Genomic DNA, 25,606 nt, shown 5'->3' with positions numbered 1-25,606 from the left:
ATCACTCGTGTCCAAATTATGATTGAAAAAGCCCAACCGAATCCTTATGATGGTGATAGAACAGAACCGTCACCAACTACCGATTCTCGTCGGTATATAAGGAGGGTTAGGCTATGCACCATAATAACACAATTTTAGGACAAATGCTAAAAATGTTTCCGAGATACCAATTCCATGAAGCTGTTTTAGAGACCGGGGCTGAATACCATGCCCGGGGCTTTACCTCATGGAATCACTTCGTCGCTATGCTGTTCGGCCAGTTATCCGGACAGGATAGCTTAAGGACCATAGAGGCTGGTCTTGCCACTCAATCAAAAGCTCTCTATCATTTAGGCATAACCCCAACCCATCGGTCGACGCTTGCTTATGCCAATGAGCATAGGCCGCACGAGCTCTTTAAAAAAGTCTTTTTTGATATGCTGTCCAAATGTCAGGATATCGCCCCTAAGCATAAATTCTGTTTTAAGAACCCTTTATACAGCATAGACGCCACAACCGTAGACCTTTGCCTGTCGCTCTATGACTGGGCTAAGTTTAGGGCCATAAAAGGCGCCGTTAAGATCCATATAAAACTCGATCACTCCGGATATCTGCCTACGTTTATGATAGTAACAAACGGTAAAGACAATGACAATAAGGCCACTCCCTTCATACCGCTGGAGAAGAATGACGTCGCTATATTCGACATGGGCTATATCGACTTCTCGTGGTTTAAATCTCTCGACGATAAAGGCATCATATTCGTGACCAGGTTGAAGAAGAACGCTGTTTATACCGTTGTCGAGCGCAGAGACGTCTCAAAGTTCAGGTACATACTAAGTGACCAGACAATAAAGATGACAGGATATCAGACGAAAGATAAATGCGCCAATCTCTTACGCCGCGTTCGCTCCAAAGACCCTGATACCGGTAAGACTATCGATATATTAACTAATAACTTCACTTGGAGCGCCAAGACAATAGGCCGTATTTACAAAGAACGATGGCAGATTGAGCTGTTCTTCAAAGCCATTAAACAGCAATTAAAGGTAAAAAGCTTTGTAGGCACGTCTAAAAATGCCCTGCTGTCCCAATTATGGGTCGCGTTAACGGCATATCTTATGCTCTCGTATCTAAAATTCAAGTCAAAGTTCGGTTGGTCACTTTACACACTTTGCTCGATACTGCCTGTGAATCTCTTCGCCAGGCGCGACCTATGGGACTGGTTCAGCGCTCCGTTCCATGAACGAAGTAAAATGCCTACTGGGATATCGCAACAGGCCCAGTTAACTTTTTGGTAATTTGGACAGCAATGATTAGGCATGTAAATTTGCTGTGGTAAAATTTCGATGGCCTCGTAACCCGGACTGAGGGCATGCTGTTGACAGGTTTACTCGGCCTTGTTTCCCGCCTTCGGCGGGAAGACCGCCATAAGGTATCGAAATTTTACGACATTCGCTTCGGCAACCGCCCGCAACTTCCGCCATCTGAGGAGCGAAAAATTTGCTGATGAACTTTCACCGGCAGAAGTCACAACTAGACCACTAACAGAGTGAAGCCGGTGGGTGATTAAATAGAGTGAAATGAGCTTTTTGAAACAAGGGACAGGTCTAATTGTAAATTTATAAGTGTCCCTTAGGTTTAGCTATCAAAGAAGGCATAAAATGAAATATTCACATGTACTAGAATATAGTGCTAAAGAGGCAAAAGAAAAAATACGGAAGGCATCTGATGCTGTAACCGTATTTTTTGATTTTTTTAGATCCGAAGAGATAAAGAGTGATTATTCTAAAGTTTTTTCAGAAATTCGATACGTTGTTCTAGAAATTTACGTGGTAATGGAGTTTCTGATAGATAGAATAATTTTAAAAAGATACTGTAATACATGCTCAGAAGATGCAAGACAATCTATTACCATAGATGTGTTGAGTAGTATAGATTTTGCCAGGAAGATTCGTATAATAAAAAAAATAAGAAAATGTTGTGAAGCCGTTAATATCAAGAAGCTGCAATATTTCAATAACTTGCGAAATGGGCTTGTGCATAATTTTCCTGCGCATGATAGTTGTTTTATATTCCATCGTGGTCATATTATTTATGATGGAGCTATAAAATATTTATTTAAAGATGTTCTTAAGATAATAAAAGATCTGAAAGAGGTAGAAGCGAAAATAGTTTACATTGAGGATAGCAGTTATTTCAAGATAGTCAGGAGTGCTTTACGATCGGGGACAAATAATAAACCGCATACTAAGTTATGATGGCGCTGGAAATTTTTACGGGTGATGCTCCTTCCAGACTTTTTCTCAATAAAGGGCGAAGTATGCCCGCCTGATCGCAGCAAGCTAAGTCTGGCGGGCAGGGATGGGGTGTCCCGAATACAGAAGAGAGTAGTTCGGTGCACATAGATACGCGATAGAATTCACGGGATTGTAAACCCAATCCGATGGAGCTGATGACAGGCGGATTGGATGGGGTGCCCGAATGTTAAGGAGATGTAGTTCGGGATACATAGATACGCGCACAGAATATACCGATATAAATAACTGAGCGTCAAGTTAGACCGTTATCTACCCCTCATAGTATAAAGAAATAGTCAGATTGTAAACCCATACGAGCCCTTTAAAAGAAAAAGTCGAAGGAGCAGCAGGACCCGTAAAAATTTATTATAAGCGAATATTTTCAGTGCTCGAATAACGAGGCTTAGGTTTGAGTAAAAAACTTTAGTGGTAGTCCCTCGAACGCTCCTAATAGTCGCGTTCTCGGGATGAAATTCGCTGGCGCGAATTTCACAGGACCCGTAAATTTTATTAGACGCGTAGATGGACGAAGCGAAAGGCATGGATGGAAAAAGCGATAATGGCGTGGTCAGGCGGGAAGGATTCCGCGATGGCCCTTTATGAAATAAGGAAGCTGCGCGAATATGATGTCGTCGCCCTTCTTACGACGGTCACGCAAGATTACGGCAGAGTAAGCATGCACGGCGTCTGCGAAGTCCTCCTCGAAGAGCAGGCCGCTTCGATAGGCCTGCCGCTCGAGAAGGCGCTGATCAGCAAGGACTGCGATAACGCTAAGTATGAAGAGGCAATGGCCGAAGTCCTGACGAGATATGCGGCTACCGGTGTGACATCAGTGATATTCGGCGACATATTCTTGGAAGACCTAAGACTTTATCGCGAAAACAAACTGGCGAGCGTGGGGCTGAAAGGCGTCTTTCCTTTATGGAAGCGTGATACAGCAAAGTTAGCGCGTGATTTCATCCGCTCCGGATTCCGGAGCGTGTTGACATGCGTGGACTCGAAGGCGCTTGACGGCTCGTTCGCCGGCAGGGTCTTCGACGAAGAGCTGCTAAACTCGCTGCCGGCGAATGTAGACCCATGCGGCGAGAACGGCGAATTCCATTCATTCGCTTTCGACGGCCCGATATTCGGGAAAAAAATTGAATTCAAAACAGGCGAGACCATATTAAGGGATAACAGGTTTTATTATTGCGACCTGATATCCGGGAGACAGAGATGCTTTCAAAAGAGCTGATAAAATTGCTGGAGACGAGGGAGTTCATAAGTATCGCCACGTGCGACTTTAAAGGGCGGCCTAACGCGGCGCCCAAATTCCTATTGAAGACGGATAATGAATTCATGTATCTTGTGGATTATACGATAAGCACCACATGGCGGAACCTGAAGATCAATCCGAGGGCGTCGATGTCGCTCATCGATCCCAGCACGCTTAAAGGTTATCAGCTGAACGGCACGGTAAAGATAATAGAGAAGGGGCCGAAATATAAGAAGATGCGCAAGGAGATGCTCGACAAGGAGATCCGCCTTACCGCCAAGCACATTATAGATGACGTGCGCGGTACGTCGAAGCACGAGAGCTTCGAAGTCGTCATTACCGAGAACTTCGTCATCTTTGAGGTCAGGATAACCGAGGTCGTGGAAATAGGCATCAAAGGGGAGCTGAAAAGGTTCAAGAGCAAGGACTGGGAAATAGGCGGCCTGTGAGAGGCCCGAGGCCCGTGATATTAATATTTGACGATATGCTCCTGTCGTGATAAACTTATAACGTTTTATATATAATAAGGACATATTCATGAAAAGAGAAAAGGTCGACCTGACCAAAATAAAGACGATATCCCTTGACGCGCGGAAGTGCAAAGTAGCGATAAAGGATTTCGCCAAGGTCACGAAGAAGGGTTCCGGTTTCAAGGACTTTTACGACGGCCTGCCGGACATCCTCGCGAGCCGGAATCTGAGAGCGCTTACTGACGCTATAGTCGAGGCGTATAAAAAAGATAAGATGGTCATATTGATGATGGGCGCGCATGTGATAAAATGCGGGCTCTCGCCGCTCGTCATAGACCTTATGAAGAGAGGGGTCGTTAAGGCCGTCGCGTTGAACGGCGCGGGAATAATCCACGACACGGAAATAGCCATGATAGGAAGGACGAGCGAAGATGTGGGCGAGGGGATAGTCGACGGTTCTTTCGGGATGGCCAAAGAGACGGCCAGTTTCATAAACGACGCTATAAACTCGGGTTTCTCTAAGGGCATGGGAATAGGAGAGTCTGTGGGCGGCAGCATAGTCAGTTCGAAGCTGCCTCACAGGGATCTGAGTATTCTCGCGACAGGTCATGCCATGGACGCGCCCGTTACAGTGCACGTTGCCATAGGGACCGACATAATACATCAACATCCGTCCGCTAACGGAGAAGCCATAGGAGAAGGGTCGCTGCTCGATTTTAAAAATTTCATATACAGCGTCTCCAGGCTCGACGAAGGCGTGGCGATAAATTTCGGTTCGGCGGTAATACTGCCCGAGGTCTTCCTAAAGGCATTGACCGTCGCCAGGAACCTGGGCTACAAGGCCAGGGTATTCACTACCGCCAATTTTGACATGATAAACCAGTACAGGCCGCATCAGAACATCCTTTCGAGGCCGACGTCCACGGGCGGTAAGGCATATAACATGATCGGCCATCACGAGATAATGATGCCGCTTTTATACCGTTCCATAATCGAGAAGATATGAGATCTTTAGGCATAGCCGGCATTAAAAAAACGATAATGGGATTCAAGAAGGTGAAGGTCCTTGTGATCGGAGACCTCATCCTGGACGAATTCCTGTGGGGCGACGTCAGCCGTATCTCTCCCGAGGCGCCCGTCCCGGTGGTATGGGTCAAAAAAGAGAGTTACATGCCCGGCGGCGCGTCGAATGTCGCTAACAATCTCAGGTCGTTAGGCGCGAATGTATCGCTCATAGGCGTAGTGGGAGACGACGACCGGGGAGCCGTGCTGAAAGGCGTTCTTTCACAGGATGGTATAGATACTACGGGAATATTTAAGGACGAATCCAGGCCGACGATATTGAAGACGAGGGTCGTTGCCCAGCACCAGCAGGTCGTCCGGATCGACAAAGAGAGGGCGGAGTCCATAAGCGAGGAGATCGTCCAGAAGATGATCCGCCGCATAGGGAATGTCATCAGGTCGGTCGACGCCGTGATCATTGAGGATTACGGCAAAGGGGTCATAACGCCTAAGTTGCTAAGCAAAGTCATTCCTCTGGCAAAAAAATACAAGAAGATAATCGCGGTCGACCCGAAAGAGGAGAACTTTAAATTCTATAAAGGCGTGACCTTGATCACTCCTAATAACCACGAAGCGTCTAAAGCCGTAGGGTTCGAGATCAAGGACGATAAGAGCCTGGTGAGCGCCGGCAGGAAATTACTGTCAAAACTTAAATGCGGGATCGCCCTTATAACACTGGGTGAGAACGGGATGGCGGTATTCCAGAAAGCGAAACCGATGAAGCAGATAGCAACAGTCGCGCAGGAAGTCTTCGATGTATCCGGCGCGGGCGATACCGTCATAGCGAGCTATACCCTGTCTCTTGCGTCCGGACTCGATCCTGTGCAATCGGCGCATGTGGCGAACTGCGCCGCGGGGATAGTCGTAGGGAAGGTCGGCATAGCTGTCGTTACGCCGGGTGAGCTTATAGAACGAATTAAGAGGGAGCTGGAAAAGTGAAAGCGATAGGAGTTATACCGGCCCGTTGGGGCGCGACGAGATTCGAGGGAAAAGTACTGGCGAACCTGCTGGGCAAGCCCGTTATTCAGCACGTGTGGGAGAACGCCAAAAAGGCTAAGACATTGGACGACCTTGTCGTCGCATGCGATGACGAGCGGATATTGAAGGTCGTCCAGGGATTCGGAGGCAAGGCCATCTACACCTCCCCGGACCAGCCTTCCGGGACCGACCGTCTTGCCGAGGTGGTGAATCCTCTTGACGTAGAGATCGCCGTGAATATCCAGGGGGATGAGCCCCTGATCAAACCTATAATAATAGACAACCTCGTGATCGCCCTCGGCGAAGAGAAGATCGCCCAGATGGCAACCGTGATAAAGAAGGTGGAGGACGATTCAGAGCTTACGAATTCAAATGTGGTCAAGGTGGTCGTCGACAGGAACGGATACGCCTTATATTTTTCCAGATACGCGATACCTTACAACAGGACCGCGTCGAAAGACGAGAAGAAGAGACCCGTCTATTACAAACATATAGGCATATACGCTTTTACAAAAGACTTCCTGTTCACTTTCAGGAACCTCCCGAAATCCTCGCTGGAGAATGCCGAGAAGCTCGAACAGCTGAGGGTCCTCGAGTACGGATATAAGATAAAGACCGTCGAGACGAAGTTCGACACGGTCGGCGTAGACAGGCCCGAAGACCTGAAAAGGGCCGAGGATGCGCTGTTAAAGGAGAGGGAGAAATAGGAAAAAGGTTACATAATGTTACGTAAGGTTAGTGAAGGTTACGTAATGTTACAAAAGTGCGGTAACCTTACGTAACTTTAATTAACATTCTCTAACATTACGTAACCTGGACATGAACATGACGCGAGAAATTAATATTGGCAACGTGAAGATAGGCGCAGGCCGCCCCTTTGTCCTGATAGCCGGGCCATGCGTGATCGAATCCGAAGCGAGCGCGCTTAAACACGCCAAAGCCCTTAAGGATATTACCAAACGTCTGCGCATCCCGTTCATATATAAATCAAGTTACGATAAAGCGAACCGCACTTCAATAGATTCCTACCGCGGCCCCGGGCTGACAAAAGGGCTTAAGATATTAAAACGCGTTAAAGACGAACTCAAGGTCCCCATATTGTCCGACGTCCACTGCAAAGCCGAAATAAGAGAGGCTTCAAAGGTCCTCGACATCATCCAGATACCGGCGTTCCTCTCGAGACAGACCGATCTAATAGTAGCCGCCGCCCAGACCGGCAAAGTGGTCAATATTAAAAAGGGGCAGTTCCTCGCGCCCTGGGACATAAGGCATATTATAAAAAAGATCGAATCCGCCCGGAACAGGAATATACTCCTTACTGAGAGAGGCGTTGCCTTCGGTTATAATAATCTCGTGAGCGACTTCCGCTCTATAATGATCATGAAAGAGTTCGGATATCCTGTGATATACGACGCCACGCATTCCGTCCAGATGCCCGGAGGCCTGGGGGAGCGTTCGGGCGGCGAAAGCAAATTTATACCGTATCTGGCCATGGCTTCGATAGCCTGCGGCGCGGACGGGGTCTTCCTGGAGGTCCATGAGGATCCCGAAAAAGCGCCGAGCGACGGGCCTAACTCGCTGGGATTGGACGAGCTGGAGAAGATGCTGGTAAAGCTTAGAAAAGTGGAAGAGGCGGTGAAATAATGTCAGACAGGATCGCCAGGGAAGTATTGAGGATCGAGCGCGACGCGCTCTCCAGCCTCATGAGGCGGGTAGGCGCCGACTTCGAAGGTATCGTCAACGCGGTCTGCAGGATAAAGGGGCGCGTGATAGTAACGGGCATGGGTAAACCGGGTTTTATCGCGCAGAAGATATCCGCCACGCTCTCTTCGACCGGCACGCCTTCCCTGTATCTCCATCCCGCCGAAGCTCTTCACGGGGACCTTGGGCGGGTGACGAAGGACGACCTGATATTGGCGCTTTCCAATAGCGGCGAGACGGACGAGATAGTGAAGTTCCTGCCAATAGTGAAGAAGATAGGGGCGCGTATTATTGCGATGACCGGTAATGTGCGTTCCACGCTAGGGCGGATCGCCGATTACACCATCGATGTATCAGTAAAAAGAGAAGCCTGTTCCATGGGGCTGGCGCCCACGACCTCGACGACGGCAATGCTCGCGATGGGCGACGCTCTTGCGGTCGCCCTTCTGGAAAAGAAAGGTTTTAAAGAGAAGGATTTCGCTTTCTATCATCCGGGCGGCATACTCGGCAAACGTCTGTTATTGAAGGTGAGTGACATAATGAGAAAAGGGCACGAAAGCCCTGTGGTAGGCGAAGATTTTACCGTCAAGCGCGTGCTCCTGGCGATAACGAAAGCAAGGGCGGGAAGCGCGAGCGTAGTCGACCGTAAAGGCGCCCTTACGGGCATATTCACGGACGGAGACCTCAGGCGCCACCTCGAATCTAAACCCGGCCTTATAAACATGAAGGTCAAGGACGTGATGACTAAAGGTCCGGTCGTGATAAAGAAAGAGAAACTGGCCGCGGAAGCTTTCGATATACTCCGCTCCAAAAAGATAGATGAGATACCGGTTGTCGACGACAAAAAGCGGCCGATAGGACTGATAGACGTCCAGGACCTGCTGAAGGCGGGACTGGTGTAGCTGGCATAAAAATAGCGTGGAAAGTAGTAAGTTTTAAGTCGTAAGTTATAAGTTTGAGGAATATCTTAAAATTTTTACTTAAAACTTACAGCTTACAACTTATAACTGTTCTTGGTGCCTAAATGTTAAATTCTATAAATCAGGAAATTACCGAGAGAGCAAGACGCATCAAGCTGTTGATCCTAGACATCGACGGTGTGATGACCGACGGCCGGATAATATACAGCATCTACGGCGACGAGTTGAAATTCTTTGACGTCCAGGACGGTTTCGGGATAACCCTCCTGAATAGGGCCGGTATAAAGAGCGCCATAATCACGGCGAAGAAGTCCAGGATAGTCAAATTGCGCGGTCGTGACATGAAGGTCGCGAAAACATATCAGGGATTCATGAATAAGCTGATACCTTTCAATAAGGCGTTAAAGGTATTTAAAGTGTCGCCGGAAGATGTATGTTTTATAGGGGACGATCTCATAGACATACCCGTATTGAAAAGGGTCGGGTTTGCCGTAGCCGTACCGAACGCGATGGATGAAGTGAAAGCGGAAGCCCATTATGTGACTTCTAAGATGGGCGGCCGCGGCGCGGTGCGCGAGATATGCGACATGATATTGAAGACGCAGGGGAAGTGGGACCTGGCAACCGAAAGATACTTTAAGTAAAAAAGAAAAAGTTTGAATACGGGGAGGCAGTTATGGCGCCGATGGAAACGAGAGGGCAAAAGAGGGAGCCCGTTAATTTTCTCGCGGAATACGCGATCGATGAAGCGACAGAGAAGACGATAAAATTGAATGTGCCCGCGAAAGACGCGTCCGGCAAAGCGGTCTTTCAGAAAGCAGGGCTTCTGGATATAAGCGTGCAGGGTTGCGGCCTGGATTCGCTTTATCTGATACCGCCGGGCGTTATCCTGGATATTAATATAGAATCCGCCCCTTTTGCCGCAGAAGCGGGCAAGGATCGCAAAGAGCCGATGCGAGTGACCGGCTCGGTCAGGTCCTGCTCAATGAAGTCACAGGGGCATTACAGGCTGGGCATACAATTCACTAAGATATCCAACGAAGACAAAGACCTGCTCTCGGCATTTATTACAAATAAGGAAAGACGTTCGTCGCCTCGCTGGGACTTGTCAAAGTAGTCTGATCCGGAGAGAATAGGGGTATGGCTAAAAAAGAAGCTATCATAGATATCCTGCTGGCAAAGAAGCTCGTTACGGCCGATCAGATAGACCGCGCCAAGGAGGACATGAAGAAGACAGGGCTTCCCCTGGATAAGACGCTGTCGAAACTAGGATATATTACGGAAGATAAGATAGCTCACGCTGTAGCCGAATCGATGAACGTGATGGTCATCGAACTGAAGAACTACCTGATAGACCCGGACGTTCTCGTCAATGTTTCCGAAGATCTCGCCAGAAAACACAAGGTGATCCCGCTCTTCAAGGTCGGCGACAGCCTGACCCTTGCCATGGCAAATCCTCGTGATATAATGGCGATCGATGAAGTAAGGATGAAGTCTAAGATACCTATAATAGAGCCTGTCCTTTCAACGGAGAGCGATATAAGGCTTGCCATAGACCAATATTATGGTTCTCCCGGGGGGCTGGACGAGGTCATAAAGACGATAGATGCCGCCAAGCTTGCCGCCATCACTCCGGACGGCCAGGGATCCAAGGCGTTGACCAAGGCAGCGGAAGAGGCGCCCGTTGTAAGGCTGGTCAACCTGATACTGATGCAGGCGATAAAAGAGAAGGCTAGCGACATACATATAGAGCCCGAAGAGAATCTCGTCCGCGTGAGATTCAGGATCGACGGCATCCTGCATGAGATAGCCACACCTCCGAAAGAACTGCAGAATATAATCTCATCGAGAATAAAGATACTGTCCAAGCTCGACATCGCGGAGTCGAGGAAGCCGCAGGACGGCAAGATTAACATGAAGATGGAGAATAAGGTCCTAGACCTCAGGGTATCCACGTTTCCGACGATCCACGGCGAAAACATCGTCATGAGAATCCTGGATAAGACGAGCGTCATGGTCGGGGTAGAACAGCTTGGTTTTAATGAAAAGGATTTTAACGGTTTTAACAAGCTTATACGCGCGGCGTACGGCATCATACTGGTAACGGGCCCGACGGGAAGCGGCAAGACGACTACATTATATTCGGCCCTGTCCGCCATTAATTCGCTTGAGAAGAACATAATTACAGTAGAGGATCCGGTCGAATACGAGATACCTTTGATCAGGCAGACCCAGGTAAATGTTAAGGCGGGCCTGACCTTCGCCGCGGGACTGCGCAGCATACTTAGGCAGGATCCGGATATAGTGATGGTGGGAGAGATAAGGGATAAAGAGACCGCCGAGATCGCAGTCCAGGCGTCCCTTACAGGCCATCTCGTCTTTTCGACCCTGCATACGAACGACGCGCCCAGCTCCATATCGCGTCTTATCGATATGGGGGTAGAGCCGTTCCTGATATCCAGCTCGGTGCTGGCGATATTGGCGCAGAGGCTTGTGCGCGTCCTCTGCCCGGAATGCAAAGAGGCTTATACGCCGACAGCGGCGGCGCTTAAAGAACTGGGAATAAAGGAACAGGTCAAATTTTACAAGGCTAAAGGCTGCAGCCATTGCAAGGGGTCGGGCTATGGAGGCAGGACAGGTATCCATGAGCTCATGGTCATCAGCGACGAGATCAAGAAATTGATCATCGCCAAGGCCGGCGCGCTCGACATAAGAAAAGTGGCGATAAGCGAAGGCATGACGACGCTGCGCGGCGACGGGCTGGATAAGGTCATACGCGGTATTACGACCCCCGAAGAAGTCATACGCGTTACGGAGGAATAGCAAAAGTGGCGGATTTTAAATATAAGGCGAGAGACAAATTCGGCAGGTCCGTGTCAGGCGTTGTAAGCGGAGCCGACAAGCAGGCTGTCGCGGCGAGCCTGGGGGCTATGGGGTATGTGCCGATCTCGATAGCGGAAGCGGAGGAGTCGAACGACCCCATTTCCAAATTCCTCGCCAGGTTCGATAAAGTGAAAGAGGCGGACCTTATAATGTTCACGCGGCAGCTCCTGTCCCTGCAGAAAGCGGGAGTCACTTTATTGTCCAACCTGGATACTATCGAGAAGCAGACCAAGAATAAATTTTTCAGGAGTATAATAAAGGACGTCGCGTCCAACGTAGAGAGGGGAGTAAGCTTCTCGGACGCCCTTTCGAAATATCCGCAGGTCTTCAACGAATTTTACGTCAATATGATAAGGGCGGCGGAGGCGAGCGGCCAGATGGATGAGATTATGGAGAGGCTCGTCCAGTTCACGGAAAAAGAGCTCGATACAAAGAATAAGATAAAAGCTGCCGTCCGTTATCCTATAATAACTTTATGCGCGCTCGCCGGAGCGTTCTTTGTCGTCGTCACGTTCGTAATACCGAAATTCGCGACGATATTCGCGCAGTTCAAGACGGGATTGCCGCTTCCGACGAAGATACTCATGGGCATGAGCGTCGCTATGCGTAAATACTGGTATATCCTGGCTGTTGTCGGCGGCGCCATCGCTTTCCTTTTCAATAGGTATATAAACACAAAGGGCGGAAGATATCGATGGGATTCGTTTCAGCTGAAAGCTCCCATATTCGGGGAACCTATGACGATGCTCGTGATCTCGAGATTTACGCGGACTATGTCGATATTGATAAGGAGCGGGCTCCCTATATTGCAGGTACTCGATATGGCTTCCAAGACGGCTTCAAATGCGGTAATCTCCAGGGCAGTTGATAATATCATTGTGAGTGTAAAAGAAGGTAAAGGTATTTCCGAACCGATGCGTATAAGCGGCGCTTTTCCTCCTCTTGTGGTAAATATGGTCGCCATAGGAGAAAGCTCCGGTAAGGTCGACGAGCTGATGATGAATATTTCCCAATACTATGACCAGGAAGCCGATTATATCATCCAGAACCTCTCTACCATAATGGAGCCTGTCTTCGTGGTGGTCCTTGGAGCGATGGTCCTGACCATGGCTCTTGCCATATTTTTGCCCATGTGGAACCTCATATCCCTCTTCCAGCATTGACAACCCTAAAAACATATGGTATACTTTACGCATAATTTGAGAGTTTATAAAATTTTTGAGCTCATTGTAATTTTTTTTATCATTTTTGTGCTTAAGGGGAACTCTTAGACCCTTTTTGCGGGCGGAAAGGAGTTGATGATGAGGAAGGGTTTTACTTTGATCGAGCTCGTCACAGTCATTGTCATATTAGGAATCTTATCCGCGGTAGCGATCCCGAAATACGCGGATCTTATAAATGCCGCTAAGAACGCGGCTACGCAGGGCGCGTTGGGCGGCTTGAGAGCAGGAATATACATATTCTATGCACAGAATGCCGTTGCCGGAACTGCCAGGTTTCCAAGCGTGACCGATGAGATACGCGATGCGATGGCGCAGGGCGTACCCGCCAACGCGAATATGGCCACCGATATCAATACCATAATCACAACATTGACTGCCAAGGCTACCAATGCTTCTGCAGGCTGGGTATATATTAACAATACGACAAGCCCAGACCATGGAAAGATCTTCGCCGCTCACAACACGGACTGGTAAAAAATTGTTTCGCACATACAAAAAGGGGAGGGTGTCATGAAGAGGGGTTTCACGTTGATAGAACTTGTGATAGTGATAGTGATATTGGGTATCCTGGCGGCAGTGGCAATACCGAAGTTTGTCGACCTTACCGATTCAGCTAAGAACGCTGCCACTCAAGGCGCTTTGGGCGGCCTTCGTTCGGCCATAGCTATATTTTACGCGCAGTCTGCTATTAACGGTACTGCGGCATTTCCAAGCGATACCACTCAAATAAGCGACGCGATGGCGCAGGGGGTACCCGCCAACGCGAATATGGCCACTAATGTCAACACCTTAATCGTGACAACATCAAGTAAGGGTACCAGCACTGCCGCAGGCTGGGTGTATGTTAATAATACGGCAAATTCAGATCATGGCAAGATCTTCGCTGCTCACAACACGGACTGGTAAAAAATTGTTCAGCGCATACAAAAAAGGGGAGGGTATCATGAAGAGGGGTTTTACGCTTGTTGAACTTGTTATCGTCATAGTAATTCTGGGTATACTCGCTACAGTAGCTATGCCGAAGTTTGTTGACCTTACAAACCAGGCGAAGAACGCGGCCACTCAAGGCGCTTTGGGCGGCCTCCGTTCAGCGATATCTATTTTTTACGCTCAAGCTGCCGCGGGCAACGATGCGAGATTTCCTTCTGTTACAGATGAGATAAAAAACTGGATGGCGCAGGGGGTACCCGCCAACGCGAATATGGCCACTAATGTCAACACCTTAATCGTGACAACATCAAGTAAGGGTACCAGCACTGCCGCAGGTTGGGTGTATGTTAATAATACGGCAAATTCAGATCATGGCAAGATCTTTGCCGCTCACAACACGAGTTGGTAAGAGACGCGTCTTTGAGGAATAGAGGATTATTTGTAGTGGCTTTGCTTATAGGGCTTACCGCATGCTATTTTGCGGAAGCCCTATTTTGCAATGGATTCCTTGCTTTCAGGGATCTATCGAGATATTTCTATCCTGTAAGGCTCTTTACAGTAGAGGCTATGAAGAGCGGGACCATACCGCTATGGAACCCGTATATATTCTGCGGCATACCGAACCTCGCGTTCCAGCAGGCAGCAGTATTTTATCCTCTAAGTATCGTCTACTATCTCCTGCCGTTCTGCCTGGCTTTTAACGTCTTCCTCTTAATCCACATACCGCTTGCGGGCGTATTTGTTTATTACCTTGCCAGGCGATGGGGTATGGGCAGTTCCGGTTCCCTGGTCTCCGCAATAACCTTCATTTTCAGCGGATATGTCATATCATTGCTGAACCTTCCAACGACTCTTTCATGTGTTATATGGCTTCCGGCCGTACTTCTATTTTTTGACAAGGGACTTACGGATGATAAGATGAAATACATCCTTATCTCTTCGCTTTTCTTAGGGACGATGTTCCTGGGCGGAGAGCCGTCCATATTCTATTCAACGCTATGGGTCCTTCTCTTTTACGCGTTATTCTTTCGGCTGAACAACAGGCAGTCCTGCCCGTTGATGCGCGTCGGTTCCTATTATTCGGCAACCGTTATCTTCGGATCGCTGCTATCGATGGTCCATCTTGCGCCTTTTATAGAGCTTATGAGGTTCTCGGACAGGGCAATGCTTTTAGGCGCTTATAGCGGCGCCACGACATGGTCGATGCCTGTCAGGGATACTTTCAATTTTTTCATCCCCTTCATCTCCAGGACGGATTTTTCCAAAGAGAGCTATTGGATCGAACAGAGCTGGGCTGCCCTGGTTTATCTCGGTGTCTTTTCCGCGCTCCTGCTGGCCATGACGATCTTTTTCAAAAAAGGGTGGAGGGTATGGTTCCTTTGGTTTATCGGCATTCTCTTTCTATTCATTTCGTTTGGGGGGAATACTCCTTTCTATTACCTTATCTATAAGTTCGTGCCGGGGTTCAAGATGATAAGGTACCCTGTTCGGTTTCTGTATGTCACTATATTTGCCGCGGCCATGCTTTGCGGCGCGGGTTTTGACGCTTATATCAGGGCGAGGGCATCCCAGGATCCGAGATTGAAGGCCTTCTCAATGATCCTGCTTCCGATCTTACTATTAAGCGCATTGTATCTTCTCCTGATGCACACATGCGCGAATAAGTTGATAGAGAGAGCGTTCAGCTTCTGCGTAGGCAGCAGGCTTACGGAAAATTCGTCGATCCTTTTCAGCATCATAGCGGCCATTAAGAATTCGGCAAGGTTTGCGGGGTTCTTTACCTTCGGAGGTCTGATACTCTTCCTTGGGGCCTCCCGCATCCGCATGAGGCAGGGTGTTGTAAGCTTCTGTTTCATATCGCTAATCGTCGCGGACCTGTTTACAGCGACCATCGGGGATCAGCCTATTGTCAATCCTAAGATTTATGATGTGCCTACGCCGAATGTGGAGCACCTGAAGAAAGACACTGGTCTTTTCAGGTTTTACTTATCGCCTAAGACAGAAGAGGAAAGCGCTTATATTGAAGGCAGGACGTTCGAAGAAGCGATATTGAACAGCAAGGACATGTTGACTGCCAACACGCCGATGCTGTACCGATTTTTTGATGTCGGCGGATATGATTCGATACAACTGATGGATTATAGAAAGATCACGAACCTCCTAGAGACATCCCCCTCTCCTGCCGCTACGAGAATACTGGATATGCTCAACATGAAGTACCTGGTATCGAAGAAGAAAGTAGAGGATCGCGGCTACCGGCCTGTGGAAGGCGCATCCGGATATCTATACGAGAATACGAATGTCCTGCCCAGGGCGTTTTTAGTGGACTCTTTCAAAGTTTTAAAGAACGAAAAGGACTTCGTCGCCAGGTTCATGTCTAAGGAATTCGATCCGGCAAGAGAGGTACTTCTTGATGAAGAACCGGATTTGCGGGAGAAGGTCCTTTTTATGAGACCTTCGAGGAACTGGGTGATAAAAGGGGAGTCCCCGGAAAAGGCGGAAATAACAAAATATTCCATCAATGAAGTAGTTATCCGATCGACGTTGAACTCTCCCAAATTCCTGGTGCTGGCCGATACCTGGTACCCCGGGTGGAAGGTCTACGTCGATAATAAGAGGGCAAAGCTCTATAAGGCCGATTATATACTTAGGGCCGTCTATTTGGAGCCCGGGGCGCACGTCGTAAAGTTCGTATTTGACCCGTTCTCATTCAAGTTGGGGCTTGTCTTAAGCGCCATTACGCTCATTTTTATTCTCTCCTATATTGCCTTTGCGAGAAAATAATGATATACTTTCCACATACTATATGATTATGATACATACGTCCGACCGAAAAGGCCTGGCTTTGATCGTAGTGATAATCGTTATCGTTATCGCTTCGATCGCTCTTCTGGCTATAGCCAGCGGTATCTCAAACTCCGCAATGCTGACCACCATGCGTATGTCGAGAGACAAGGCGCTTTATGCGGCGGAGGCGGGCGTATACGATGTTATCCGCAAATACAAAGAAATGCATCCTACGATGAGCCGATCGTCGTATATGCAGCTGGGGACTGAAACAAGGCTGGACCAGAGGGCCTCGGGCTCAAGCAATCCCCTGAATCTGAGTTACAGTTATCCGGATACATATTATAAAGCTTTCAGCCCTCCGGATTTTTTATTGATCAACGCTTCTAATCCGGTAATAGAGAATCATGCCGGGGATTCCTGGGTAGGAAATATTTTTATCACTAATATAAGCGGATATTACATCATGAACGGCTTTTATCCTCTTCAGAAGATGAAAGTCGAATGGACAGGAATGACGAATACCGGCGTCGGTTATTACTGGAATGGCCGGTTTTACTGGGTCAATTTTTCTTCCGGGGACTTTGTAAATTTCGGCAGCAATGTTACTATGAAATACGGCCAGAAAAACGTGGGGTTCGGCATGTACTTCGACAACGATGTCCCGTCTACCGCGACCATAGTGGTGTCGTTCTATTTCGCGGCCTCGCCGGAACCGCGAAAGTTCGTGATAATCAGGAACGGATACAGCGGTAATAATGAGTTTCAGATAACCTCTACCGGCAGGGTAACTGCCGGCCCGGCTACATTCAGGAGGACCATAAAGGCCGCTTACGATGTAAATACGGACAAGGTGACATCCTGGGTAGAGACGGACGCTCATATATGACAGCGGCCGGGCGCAGGGGTTTCAGCCTCTCGGAGTTGATCATAGCCATTGCCCTGATGAGCATAGTGATGATACCGATAGCGCTGATGCTTCTGGAGTATTCTCGTGTGGTCGTCGAAGGAGACTCGATCACCAGAGTGATCAGCCTGGTCAACAGGCGTATGGCGGAAGTCAGGTGTATGCAGAACGATGGGTCGCTCAGCCCGGGCATAACGCGCAGCAGCGACTACGGCGGGTTTGGCTATGATTTGGAGACCCGCGTGGACAGCCTGTATAAGTCGTATATATACCCTGTGGAGTTGAGCGTCTGCCCCGGCGAAGGCTCGTTCTCGACGGGCGCCGTATACAGGGTTCTTACATATGGCACAAACCAGGCCCATCTTTACGGAGCAGGCAGTTCCGGTGAAGGCGCGGGCGGCCTGCAAAGTGATTACTTGAACGTATCGGGCGGCATTAAGGGAAGTGTCGGGATTTATTACGTTATTTTGAAGAACACCAGGAAGCCTAATCTTGTCATTAAGGGTGTTAAGATATATTGCCCGGCTCCGCCGTATCAATCGTTGAATTATATATCTGTCAATCTTATCGATAGGACGGCTCGTAATATGAATCTCGAGCTGACGGGTTCGCCGCAATACGTGGAATTCAAGCCGTATTTCTACGTCCAGTCGGATCCCATATATCCGTATCAGGACGGCCGAGGCGCTATTTTTTCTTTCGGAAGGACGATGTACCGGTATACGGTAGCTATCTCCTATGTGTTTGTGGACGGCTCGGAATCGCCTTATACCATATATGACTTCAGTTATCCATGAGCGCTATCATGCATGGTAATAGAAGAGCGAAAGGTTTCACGCTTGTTGAGTTAATCGTGACCGTTACCATACTGGCTGTCATGGCAGGGACGACGGCAGGGATTGTGCTGTCGCTTTTGCAGATGGTAGTATACCTGCCGAAGGAAACGAGGGCAAGGTTAGTGGCGCAGGAGGCGCTCTATTCTTTCATCGAAGGCGACAGGGGTGTAATGGGATTAAGATACGCAAATATGATACTGGCCGCGAACTCCACGAGCGTCTCATATCGGGTCGGTTATCCTTATTCCGGGGACATGAGAGACGTCGAGCTGGCGTTGAACGGCGCGAAGCCGCAGCGCAGATACACGGATCTCGGTTCAGCCGGGTCCGGAAGTTACGGCTCGTGGGAGACGGTGCCTTACTATATCACCCCTGATATAAACATTACCGGACTATCTTCCGGAGCCATTTTCAGTTATTTCAAATCTGACGGGACGGCCTGGACAGCGTCAGGAACCCCCCCGACAAATTTACATGAAATACGCCGTGTTGACATCGGCATAACAGTGACTACCGGAGCGGGGCTTTTTAAGGATTGGGAGGCCTCTTTCCGCGCCCTTTCAGGGGTGGATATTAAACAGTACCGATAAAAATTTTTTAGAATGATATGAATATGACGAAATTCAAAATGCCTCAGGTCAAGATGCCGCAGATCAAATTGCCGGCGAATATCGCCAGGATATTCAACTTTGGGAAGAAAGCCGCCAATGTGATCGGTGTCGATATAGGCGCCTGTACCCTGAAGATAGTGGGCGTCCGGCTTGCGCAGGAAGTCGAGATCGCTTTCTATTCCATTATTGAGATACCTACGGGCAGCGACAATGATTATATTACGGATACGATCAAGAAGACGGTAAAGGCGAATAGCTTTTCATCCCAAAGCGCGGTGCTGACTTTCAGCGATGAAGCTATAGCCATTCGGCGGATAGAGATGCCTCATATGCCGTATGGAGAGGTTATCGAGGCATTAAGATGGAAGGCCAAGGACCTGGTTCATTTCGATATATCCAGCGCGGCTATAGGGTTCCAGGTGATAGGCGAGGTCCAGAAGGAAGACGGCTCAAAAGCGTTCGATATCATGTTCGTCGCCGTTTCAAGCGAGGTGATCGAAAAGAAGATCAAAGCTGTCAAGGATGCCAATCTCTCTGTCGAGGCGGTGAGCGTAGAGCCTTTCGGCCTGGAGGCGATACTGAAAATGGGGCCAAAGCAGGAGCATCCTAAGACGACGCTTATCGTCGACGCCGGTAATATGAAGACGGAGGTGTCTATGTTCAGGAACGGAACGCTTGAATTCGTGCGTCCCATTCCTCTGGGATCCGGTGTTATCTCGGATGCCCTGCAATCAAAATTCCTGTCCGACAAAGGCGAGGAGATTGTTCTAACTAAAGAACAGGCTGATGACGCTAAAAAGCGTCTTGGCATAGCGTATGATGCGGTCACATTAGAGAATGGGATAAGTTCCCGGCAGATCCTTTCCCTGATGAGGCCGGTGCTGGAGAGGATATCCAAGGAGATAAAGCGTTCCGAAGAATATTATGTCCATGAATTCGGCGTGGAAAACATCTCCGAGGCCTATCTTGCGGGCGGGGGAGCCGGGCTTAAAAATCTAGACCGGTACCTGCAGGAAGAGTTGAATGTCCCGGTCGCGAAGATCGCCATGCCGCCTTCGATAAATACTTCAAAGGTTGCCCTGAACGCCGATGACGCCATGTCCATAGCGGCGCTTGTAGGCGTTGCTGTGTCATATCGCAAATGCCTGAACCTGCTGCCTCATGAATACAGGACCGAAAAGGTTGAATTTATAGAGAAGGTTTCGCTTAGGGCGCTGGCGTCCATATTGGTCGTCGCGCTGTGGGTCTCGTTCTTTTTTACCAAGGTCAGGATAGACGATTACGATCGTAGGATAAAGACCGCCCCGATCCAGCAGGAAGTGGTTGCGCAGGTCAAGGAATTGAGAAACAGGGCTGTGGAAAGGGAGGCGTTCCTGTCGAGCCTGCAGGCAGGCGAGCTTCCGGTCGAGAACATAATGAAGGAGTTGAGCAATATAATACCGCAGAATGTAGTGTTGCAAAATCTGACTATGAACAAAAAGGCGAAGACCGTTAATATGAGCGGTTTTGTTTACGGCCCCGGCAGTTCGGCTCAAACTATCCTGGCAAAGTTCATGGAGGATATGGAAAGCTCGAGATATTTCAAGGAGGCCCAGCTCGACTCGTTGCAGCTTGGCAAGGCCGGAAGCCAGGATTCCTCAACTTTCAGCATGGCGTGCTCACTGGAGTGACAGTAGTATGATAAATATGATAACAAAACGTCAACAGAAGATAATAATATTTACCGCGGTATTTTTGCTGGCGCTTACCGTATTTCTCGTATTCATATATATGCCGGCAGATGCGCGCCTGAAAGGCCTTAAGCAAAAATATAATGCCATACAGACCGAGATAGATGAATTCAGGAGGACGATAGGCGCCGATAAGCCGCTTGAGCAAAGCATAATAGCTTTCAGGAGCAGGATAGAGGCCTTAGGCAAAAAATTCCCCGGAAAAGAGGAAATAGTATTCAAGGAATTATCTTCGCTGGCGCAGGGTATGGATATAGAGATAACATCGATGAACCCGTCAAAGAAAGTAGTTGTCAAAGGGGCCGAGGGTCAGGATCTTCTTATCAAAGACTGTGTCGTGGAGGAGATATCCATATCCATGGCATTAAAGACTAGTTATAAGAAGCTCGGGGAGTTCTTGAGGGCCTTGAAAGAGGAGTTCCCAATATTTGTGACGATAGAAAACGTAAATATAGCTAAGGCGGGAGACAAGGACTCTCCCGTATTGAATGTCGCTCTTAGTATCAATACTTATCTCATATCGCCGAAACCGGTGTCATAAGGAGAATGGGCCTATCGGCCGAGGATAACAGCAGGGCTTATACATTCGCGGCCAAAACACAATGCCGGTTACAGAGCGGTCAGATAATAGCCGGCTCAGTATTGCCCCGAGTAAGGCAACGGCCTATCGGCCGAGGATAACAGCAGGGCTTATGGAAAAGAAGAAGCTTGAACTTATTGCTATAGGGATTTTGCTGATGGTCTTCGGGCTGTCGTTTATAATCAATCTCCAGAAGACCATGCAGAAGATGCGGGGTGTTAAGGCGTCCGCCGAGCCGGCGCCCGAGAAAACGAAAGCGATGAGCCCGCTATTCTCTACCACAAAGACGACGGCAAAAAAGGACACTTCCAGCCTTGGCTGGGGAAGAGACCCCTTTATGCTTGAAGACAGCTCAAGCGGGGACCTTAGTAAGGTCTCCAGCCTGAAGCTCATGGGCATTACGTCATCCAAAGATAGCCCGCACAAGGCCATTATCAATAATATCATCGTCTCCGTAGGATCTACGATAGGCAAGTTCCGCGTTCTCGACATATCGAACGATACCGTCCTGGTCAGCGACGGCAAAGAGACGTTTTCACTAAAGATAGTTCGCTAAAGCGATAGCCCCTCCTAAAGGTATCCTTGACAATTCATTATCAGTATTATATAGTGTCATAATATGAAGGTTTGGCTTGCTATATGAAGTTCAAATTGAGGAGGTATTATCTTTATTATTTAGGGAGGACGGTAGCCTTTCTGGTCTTTATCATCCCCCTGAAGGCCGGCCGCGTCCTGGCCGATATTTTAGGTTCTATATGCTTCAGGATACTCGGAAAATACAGGCGCGTTGCCGTCGATAATTTGACTTCCGTATTCGGCGCTGAAAAGAGCCCGACAGAGATAAGGAAGATAGCCGAATCGGTATTCAGGAATGTTGTCAGGGGCGGTGTTGAGCTTGTCAATTTCCCTAAAATAAACAGATCTAATATAGACAGATTTGTCAGGATCAGAGGAATAGAGATCGTTGACGGCGCTTTTCGAAAAGGTAAGGGCGCTATTATCCTGACGGCCCATTTCGGGAATTGGGAGCTCGTCGGGGCGACGTTCAGGGTCAAGGGATATCCGGGAGTCGTTATCGTAAAGCGCATATATTTCTCGAAATACGACGCTTTTCTGAACCGCCTTAGGAAGGTCCACGATGTCAATGTCATTTACAGGGACCAGTCGCCGAAGAGTATGTTAAGGATCCTCCGTAATAATCAGATACTCGGCATTCTGGCCGACCAGGACGTAGATTCCGTAGGAGGTGTATTCGTAAATTTTTTCGGAAGGAACGCCTATACTCCTATAGGTCCCGCGGCCCTGGCAAAGGCGAGCGGCGCCGACCTGATACCGGTGTTCATGATCAGGGACGGAACGCGCTATACCATGCAGATAGAAAAGCCGATAGAATTGACGGATACGGGCGACAAAGAAAAAGACATGGTCACGAATACGCAGAAATGGACGGATGTCCTGGAAACATATATACGTAAATACCCGGATCAGTGGGTGTGGATGCATCGGAGATGGAAGACGATAAAAGTAAAAAGCGAAAAGTAAAAAGGCAAAAATGGTGTATATATCCATGAAGATTGCGGTGATAATCCTGGCGGTCGTTATGTCGTTCGCGATAACAGGCGCGAGCGGAGCGGAGACCGCTCCGAAAAATACGGAAGCGTCGGGCATCGGCGGTGATTCCGTGAAGCATAAGATACTGTCGTTCAATCTTGAAGGCGTTACGGAGAAGGGCGAAAAGAAATGGGATGTCACGGGTGAGTCGGCGGAAGCCATTACCAGCGATAAGATAAAGCTCGACAATATAGTCGCAAGGGCGTACGGGGATGAGGCTTCGGCAACCATTACGGCTGACAAAGGGGTGTATAATAAAGCGCTGAATAACGTGCAGCTTGAGCAGAACGTAAAGGCCACTATCGAAAATAAGGTCGACGCAACCGGGGATATATCAATGTTCGGCGCTTCGCCTCCCATTGATAAGGCCAAAGCGTTCGGCGGGGAGAAAGCAAAGAAGCGCAAGACGGTCATTACATGCGATGGCGAAGTGCAGTTCGATTACGAAAAGAACCAGGCATATTTCTCAAAGAACGTCAAGGTGGTCAATGATGAAGGCACCATCGACGCGGATAAGATAACGATATATATGGACACGTCCACTAAGAAATTGAAAGAGATAGTGGCAGACGGCAACGTGAAGATAACAAGAGGCGAAAACACGACCTACAGCGAAAAGGCGACTTATATAGACGCGGAGAAGAGGATATTATTGACAGGCAGGCCCAGGCTTGTGATATACCAGGAAGGCGGCCTGGAAGAGAATATTATGAGGAAGAAGTGATATGCATCTACTCGAGACGATAGGGCTGGTGAAATCTTACGGCGGAAGGCGCGTCGTGAATTCTGTCGACATCAATGTCAAGAGGGGCGAGGTCGTAGGTCTTCTCGGTCCGAACGGCGCCGGAAAGACCACGACATTTTATATAATAACCGGTATAATACAGCCCGACGAGGGAAAGATCATATTTGACAGGCAGGACATTACCAACATGCCGCTTCATATGCGCGCACGTTACGGCATAGGATACCTATCGCAGGATCCGTCCATATTCAGGAAACTGACCGTAGAAGAGAATATAATGGCCGTCCTGGAGACGCTGGGATTTTGCCCCAGGGAAAGGCGCCGCAGGTGCGACGAACTCTTAAACGAGTTGAAGATAACGCATTTAAGGAAGAACAAAGCCTACACCCTCTCCGGCGGGGAAAAGCGCCGCGTTGAGATAACGCGGGCGCTCGTTACGAATCCGATGTTCATATTGCTGGACGAACCGTTCAGCGGGATCGACCCTATAGCTGTGGCTGAATGTCAGGAGATAATCAAGGAACTCAGGGATAAGGGTTTAGGTATACTCCTGACCGACCATAATGTCAGGGAGACCCTTGTCATTACCGATCGCGCCTATCTCATGGCAGAGGGGAAGATATTGATATCGGGCACAAAAGAGGACCTGATATCGGACCCGAAGGCGAGGGAGTTATATTTAGGCGAAAAATTTACAATGTAATTTTTTTGTGATATAATATTCGCTTCAATAATAAGGAGAACGATGAACCCCGCCCTTCCAACCGAAGGGTAAAGGGGGGGAGGAAGGAAGGGGCGGGGTGAAGTCAAAAGTAAAATCTGCGGGAGATTGCTCGACATTAATTGAGATAGAGCTGAAGAGCGAGACGATCTCCAAGGCGTTCGATGAGATCTATAATGAAATGACAAAAGTGGCGAACATACCCGGTTTCCGGGCGGGGAAGGCGCCGATTGAGCTGGTTAAGAAGCATTATGCCAAGGACGCTAAAGAGGAAGCCCTTAAGAGGCTCGTACCCGACGCTTACAGGAATGCCCTGAAAGAGCACGGCATCGACCCGGTCGGGATGCCCGAGATAAGCGATGTCGAATTTGAAGAAGGCAAGCTGCTCTCTTTTAAAGCCAGGGTTGATACCAGGCCGAAATTCAAGCTCAAAGATTATAAGGGCATTAAAGTCGAGAAGAAGAAAGTAGCGGTCAGCGATGAGGATATCCGGAAGACGCTGGACAATCTTCGGGAGATGAACGCTAAATACACGGTGGCGGAAGAGAGACCTGTGCGGATGGGCGATTACGTGGTGAGCGACCTCGATTGCATGGTAGAAGGCAAGCCGATACACAAGAAACGGGAGAACCTGTGGCTGTGCATGGAGAAGGAGTCGATGATACCCGGCCTTTCGGAACAGATGTTAGGTATGAAGAAAGGCGAGGAGAAAGATATAGAGGTTACCCTGCCGGAGAAGTACCCGGATAAGAAAGCGGCCGGTAAGAAGGCAATATACCATGTGGAGGCAAAAGAGATAAGACAGCGTCAATTGCCCGACTTAAGTGATGAGTTCGCAAAAGACCTCGGCAAAGAGAGCCTGGAGGAATTGAAGAAAGAGATCCGCAAAGAGTTAGAGTCGCGCGCGAAGATGACCGCTGAGGTCGACATGGAAAATCAGGCGCTGAACAGGCTTTCGGATGATAACGTCTTTCCGGTCCCTGCGGGTTATGTCGAGAGGCAGCTTGCTTTCATGGTGGATAACGCGAAAGAGAGACTGCTGGAAAAAGGCTTTAAGAAGGAAGACCTCGATAAGAAAGACTCCGAGTTCAGGGATAAGTTCAAAAATGACGCAGTACGCCAGGTGAGGCTTCTTTTCATACTGGACGATATAGCGAACGCGGAAAAGATAGATGTCAATGAAGAAGACCTGAAGGTAGCGTACGCATCTATAGCGGCCCAGACCGGGAAGGTCGAAGATGCGGTTAAGGAATATTATGCAAAAGAAGGGCTTGTTGACAACCTTATCGAGAAGCTGCGCGAAGGGAAGACCATCCAGTTCCTGGTGAAAAACGCGCAGGTGACAGAGAAGTAAATAGAGAAGTAAAATTACAACAA

The 25,606-nt window shown here is 48.7% G+C and carries 27 protein-coding genes; all 27 read left to right on the top strand.

Features of this window, described 5'->3' with window-relative positions; genetic code table 11:
* Positions 1-113 precede the first annotated feature (113 nt).
* The 27 genes from WC592_06405 (at position 114) to tig (ending at position 25,583) form a co-directional block, all read left to right on the top strand.
* Positions 114-1,280, top strand: coding sequence for an IS4 family transposase (locus tag WC592_06405; GenBank protein ID MFA4982081.1), 1,167 nt, complete (start codon positions 114-116; stop codon positions 1,278-1,280).
* Between the two features lie 363 nt (positions 1,281-1,643).
* A complete protein-coding gene (locus WC592_06400; protein MFA4982080.1) occupies positions 1,644-2,240 on the top strand; it encodes a hypothetical protein in 597 nt (198 codons plus the stop codon).
* A gap of 583 nt (positions 2,241-2,823) precedes the next feature.
* Positions 2,824-3,513: a diphthine--ammonia ligase gene (locus WC592_06395; GenBank protein ID MFA4982079.1), complete on the top strand. Its 690-nt coding sequence runs from the start codon at positions 2,824-2,826 to the stop codon at positions 3,511-3,513.
* Positions 3,495-3,983, top strand: a complete 489-nt coding sequence (locus WC592_06390) for a pyridoxamine 5'-phosphate oxidase family protein (GenBank protein MFA4982078.1) — start codon at positions 3,495-3,497, stop codon at positions 3,981-3,983. Before WC592_06395 ends, WC592_06390 begins: the two co-directional genes overlap by 19 nt.
* Before the next feature lie 88 nt (positions 3,984-4,071).
* On the top strand, positions 4,072-5,010 hold the full coding sequence (locus tag WC592_06385) for a hypothetical protein (GenBank protein ID MFA4982077.1): 939 nt from the start codon (positions 4,072-4,074) through the stop codon (positions 5,008-5,010).
* Positions 5,007-6,005: a D-glycero-beta-D-manno-heptose-7-phosphate kinase gene (rfaE1, locus tag WC592_06380; GenBank protein ID MFA4982076.1), complete on the top strand. Its 999-nt coding sequence runs from the start codon at positions 5,007-5,009 to the stop codon at positions 6,003-6,005. Before WC592_06385 ends, rfaE1 begins: the two co-directional genes overlap by 4 nt.
* Complete coding sequence (gene kdsB / locus WC592_06375; protein MFA4982075.1) at positions 6,002-6,751, top strand: 3-deoxy-manno-octulosonate cytidylyltransferase; 750 nt, start codon at positions 6,002-6,004, stop codon at positions 6,749-6,751. The genes rfaE1 and kdsB overlap by 4 nt, the downstream gene beginning before the upstream one ends.
* Before the next feature lie 118 nt (positions 6,752-6,869).
* Entirely contained in the window at positions 6,870-7,688 is an 819-nt protein-coding gene (gene kdsA, locus WC592_06370; GenBank protein MFA4982074.1) for a 3-deoxy-8-phosphooctulonate synthase, read from the top strand.
* Entirely contained in the window at positions 7,688-8,647 is a 960-nt protein-coding gene (locus tag WC592_06365; GenBank protein ID MFA4982073.1) for a KpsF/GutQ family sugar-phosphate isomerase, read from the top strand. The genes kdsA and WC592_06365 overlap by 1 nt, the downstream gene beginning before the upstream one ends.
* A 122-nt stretch (positions 8,648-8,769) precedes the next feature.
* The gene (locus tag WC592_06360; protein MFA4982072.1) at positions 8,770-9,309 is read left to right on the top strand and encodes an HAD hydrolase family protein; all 540 of its coding nucleotides are present in this window, start codon (positions 8,770-8,772) and stop codon (positions 9,307-9,309) included.
* Between the two features lie 32 nt (positions 9,310-9,341).
* A complete protein-coding gene (locus WC592_06355; GenBank protein ID MFA4982071.1) occupies positions 9,342-9,782 on the top strand; it encodes a PilZ domain-containing protein in 441 nt (146 codons plus the stop codon).
* 23 nt (positions 9,783-9,805) lie between these two features.
* The gene (gene gspE, locus WC592_06350; protein MFA4982070.1) at positions 9,806-11,488 is read left to right on the top strand and encodes a type II secretion system ATPase GspE; all 1,683 of its coding nucleotides are present in this window, start codon (positions 9,806-9,808) and stop codon (positions 11,486-11,488) included.
* A gap of 5 nt (positions 11,489-11,493) precedes the next feature.
* A complete protein-coding gene (locus WC592_06345; protein MFA4982069.1) occupies positions 11,494-12,711 on the top strand; it encodes a type II secretion system F family protein in 1,218 nt (405 codons plus the stop codon).
* A gap of 135 nt (positions 12,712-12,846) precedes the next feature.
* A complete protein-coding gene (locus WC592_06340) occupies positions 12,847-13,245 on the top strand; it encodes a prepilin-type N-terminal cleavage/methylation domain-containing protein (GenBank protein ID MFA4982068.1) in 399 nt (132 codons plus the stop codon).
* A 36-nt stretch (positions 13,246-13,281) separates the two neighbouring features.
* Complete coding sequence (locus WC592_06335) at positions 13,282-13,677, top strand: prepilin-type N-terminal cleavage/methylation domain-containing protein (GenBank protein MFA4982067.1); 396 nt, start codon at positions 13,282-13,284, stop codon at positions 13,675-13,677.
* A gap of 37 nt (positions 13,678-13,714) precedes the next feature.
* On the top strand, positions 13,715-14,110 hold the full coding sequence (locus WC592_06330; protein ID MFA4982066.1) for a type II secretion system protein: 396 nt from the start codon (positions 13,715-13,717) through the stop codon (positions 14,108-14,110).
* 35 nt (positions 14,111-14,145) lie between these two features.
* Positions 14,146-16,485, top strand: coding sequence for a YfhO family protein (locus WC592_06325; protein ID MFA4982065.1), 2,340 nt, complete (start codon positions 14,146-14,148; stop codon positions 16,483-16,485).
* A gap of 28 nt (positions 16,486-16,513) precedes the next feature.
* A complete protein-coding gene (locus WC592_06320; GenBank protein ID MFA4982064.1) occupies positions 16,514-17,377 on the top strand; it encodes a hypothetical protein in 864 nt (287 codons plus the stop codon).
* Entirely contained in the window at positions 17,374-18,192 is an 819-nt protein-coding gene (locus WC592_06315; GenBank protein ID MFA4982063.1) for a prepilin-type N-terminal cleavage/methylation domain-containing protein, read from the top strand. Before WC592_06320 ends, WC592_06315 begins: the two co-directional genes overlap by 4 nt.
* Positions 18,189-18,821 carry a prepilin-type N-terminal cleavage/methylation domain-containing protein gene (locus WC592_06310; protein MFA4982062.1) on the top strand — a complete coding sequence of 211 codons (633 nt, stop codon included), beginning with the start codon at positions 18,189-18,191 and terminating at the stop codon, positions 18,819-18,821. Before WC592_06315 ends, WC592_06310 begins: the two co-directional genes overlap by 4 nt.
* Before the next feature lie 23 nt (positions 18,822-18,844).
* Positions 18,845-20,512, top strand: coding sequence for a pilus assembly protein PilM (gene pilM / locus WC592_06305; protein ID MFA4982061.1), 1,668 nt, complete (start codon positions 18,845-18,847; stop codon positions 20,510-20,512).
* Between the two features lie 7 nt (positions 20,513-20,519).
* Positions 20,520-21,113: a type 4a pilus biogenesis protein PilO gene (gene pilO, locus WC592_06300; GenBank protein MFA4982060.1), complete on the top strand. Its 594-nt coding sequence runs from the start codon at positions 20,520-20,522 to the stop codon at positions 21,111-21,113.
* 151 nt (positions 21,114-21,264) lie between these two features.
* A complete protein-coding gene (locus WC592_06295) occupies positions 21,265-21,708 on the top strand; it encodes a hypothetical protein (protein ID MFA4982059.1) in 444 nt (147 codons plus the stop codon).
* An 83-nt stretch (positions 21,709-21,791) separates the two neighbouring features.
* Complete coding sequence (locus WC592_06290) at positions 21,792-22,694, top strand: lysophospholipid acyltransferase family protein (GenBank protein MFA4982058.1); 903 nt, start codon at positions 21,792-21,794, stop codon at positions 22,692-22,694.
* A gap of 25 nt (positions 22,695-22,719) precedes the next feature.
* A complete protein-coding gene (locus WC592_06285) occupies positions 22,720-23,487 on the top strand; it encodes an LptA/OstA family protein (protein MFA4982057.1) in 768 nt (255 codons plus the stop codon).
* Position 23,488: 1 nt separating this feature from the next.
* Positions 23,489-24,211 carry an LPS export ABC transporter ATP-binding protein gene (gene lptB, locus WC592_06280; protein MFA4982056.1) on the top strand — a complete coding sequence of 241 codons (723 nt, stop codon included), beginning with the start codon at positions 23,489-23,491 and terminating at the stop codon, positions 24,209-24,211.
* Positions 24,212-24,308: 97 nt separating this feature from the next.
* Positions 24,309-25,583 carry a trigger factor gene (gene tig, locus WC592_06275; GenBank protein ID MFA4982055.1) on the top strand — a complete coding sequence of 425 codons (1,275 nt, stop codon included), beginning with the start codon at positions 24,309-24,311 and terminating at the stop codon, positions 25,581-25,583.
* Positions 25,584-25,606 lie beyond the last annotated feature (23 nt).

Source organism: Candidatus Omnitrophota bacterium, assembly GCA_041648975.1.
Taxonomy (GTDB): domain Bacteria; phylum Omnitrophota; class Gorgyraeia; order 2-01-FULL-45-10; family 2-01-FULL-45-10; genus JAQUSE01.
This window is presented reverse-complemented; position numbering and strand designations above follow the sequence as displayed.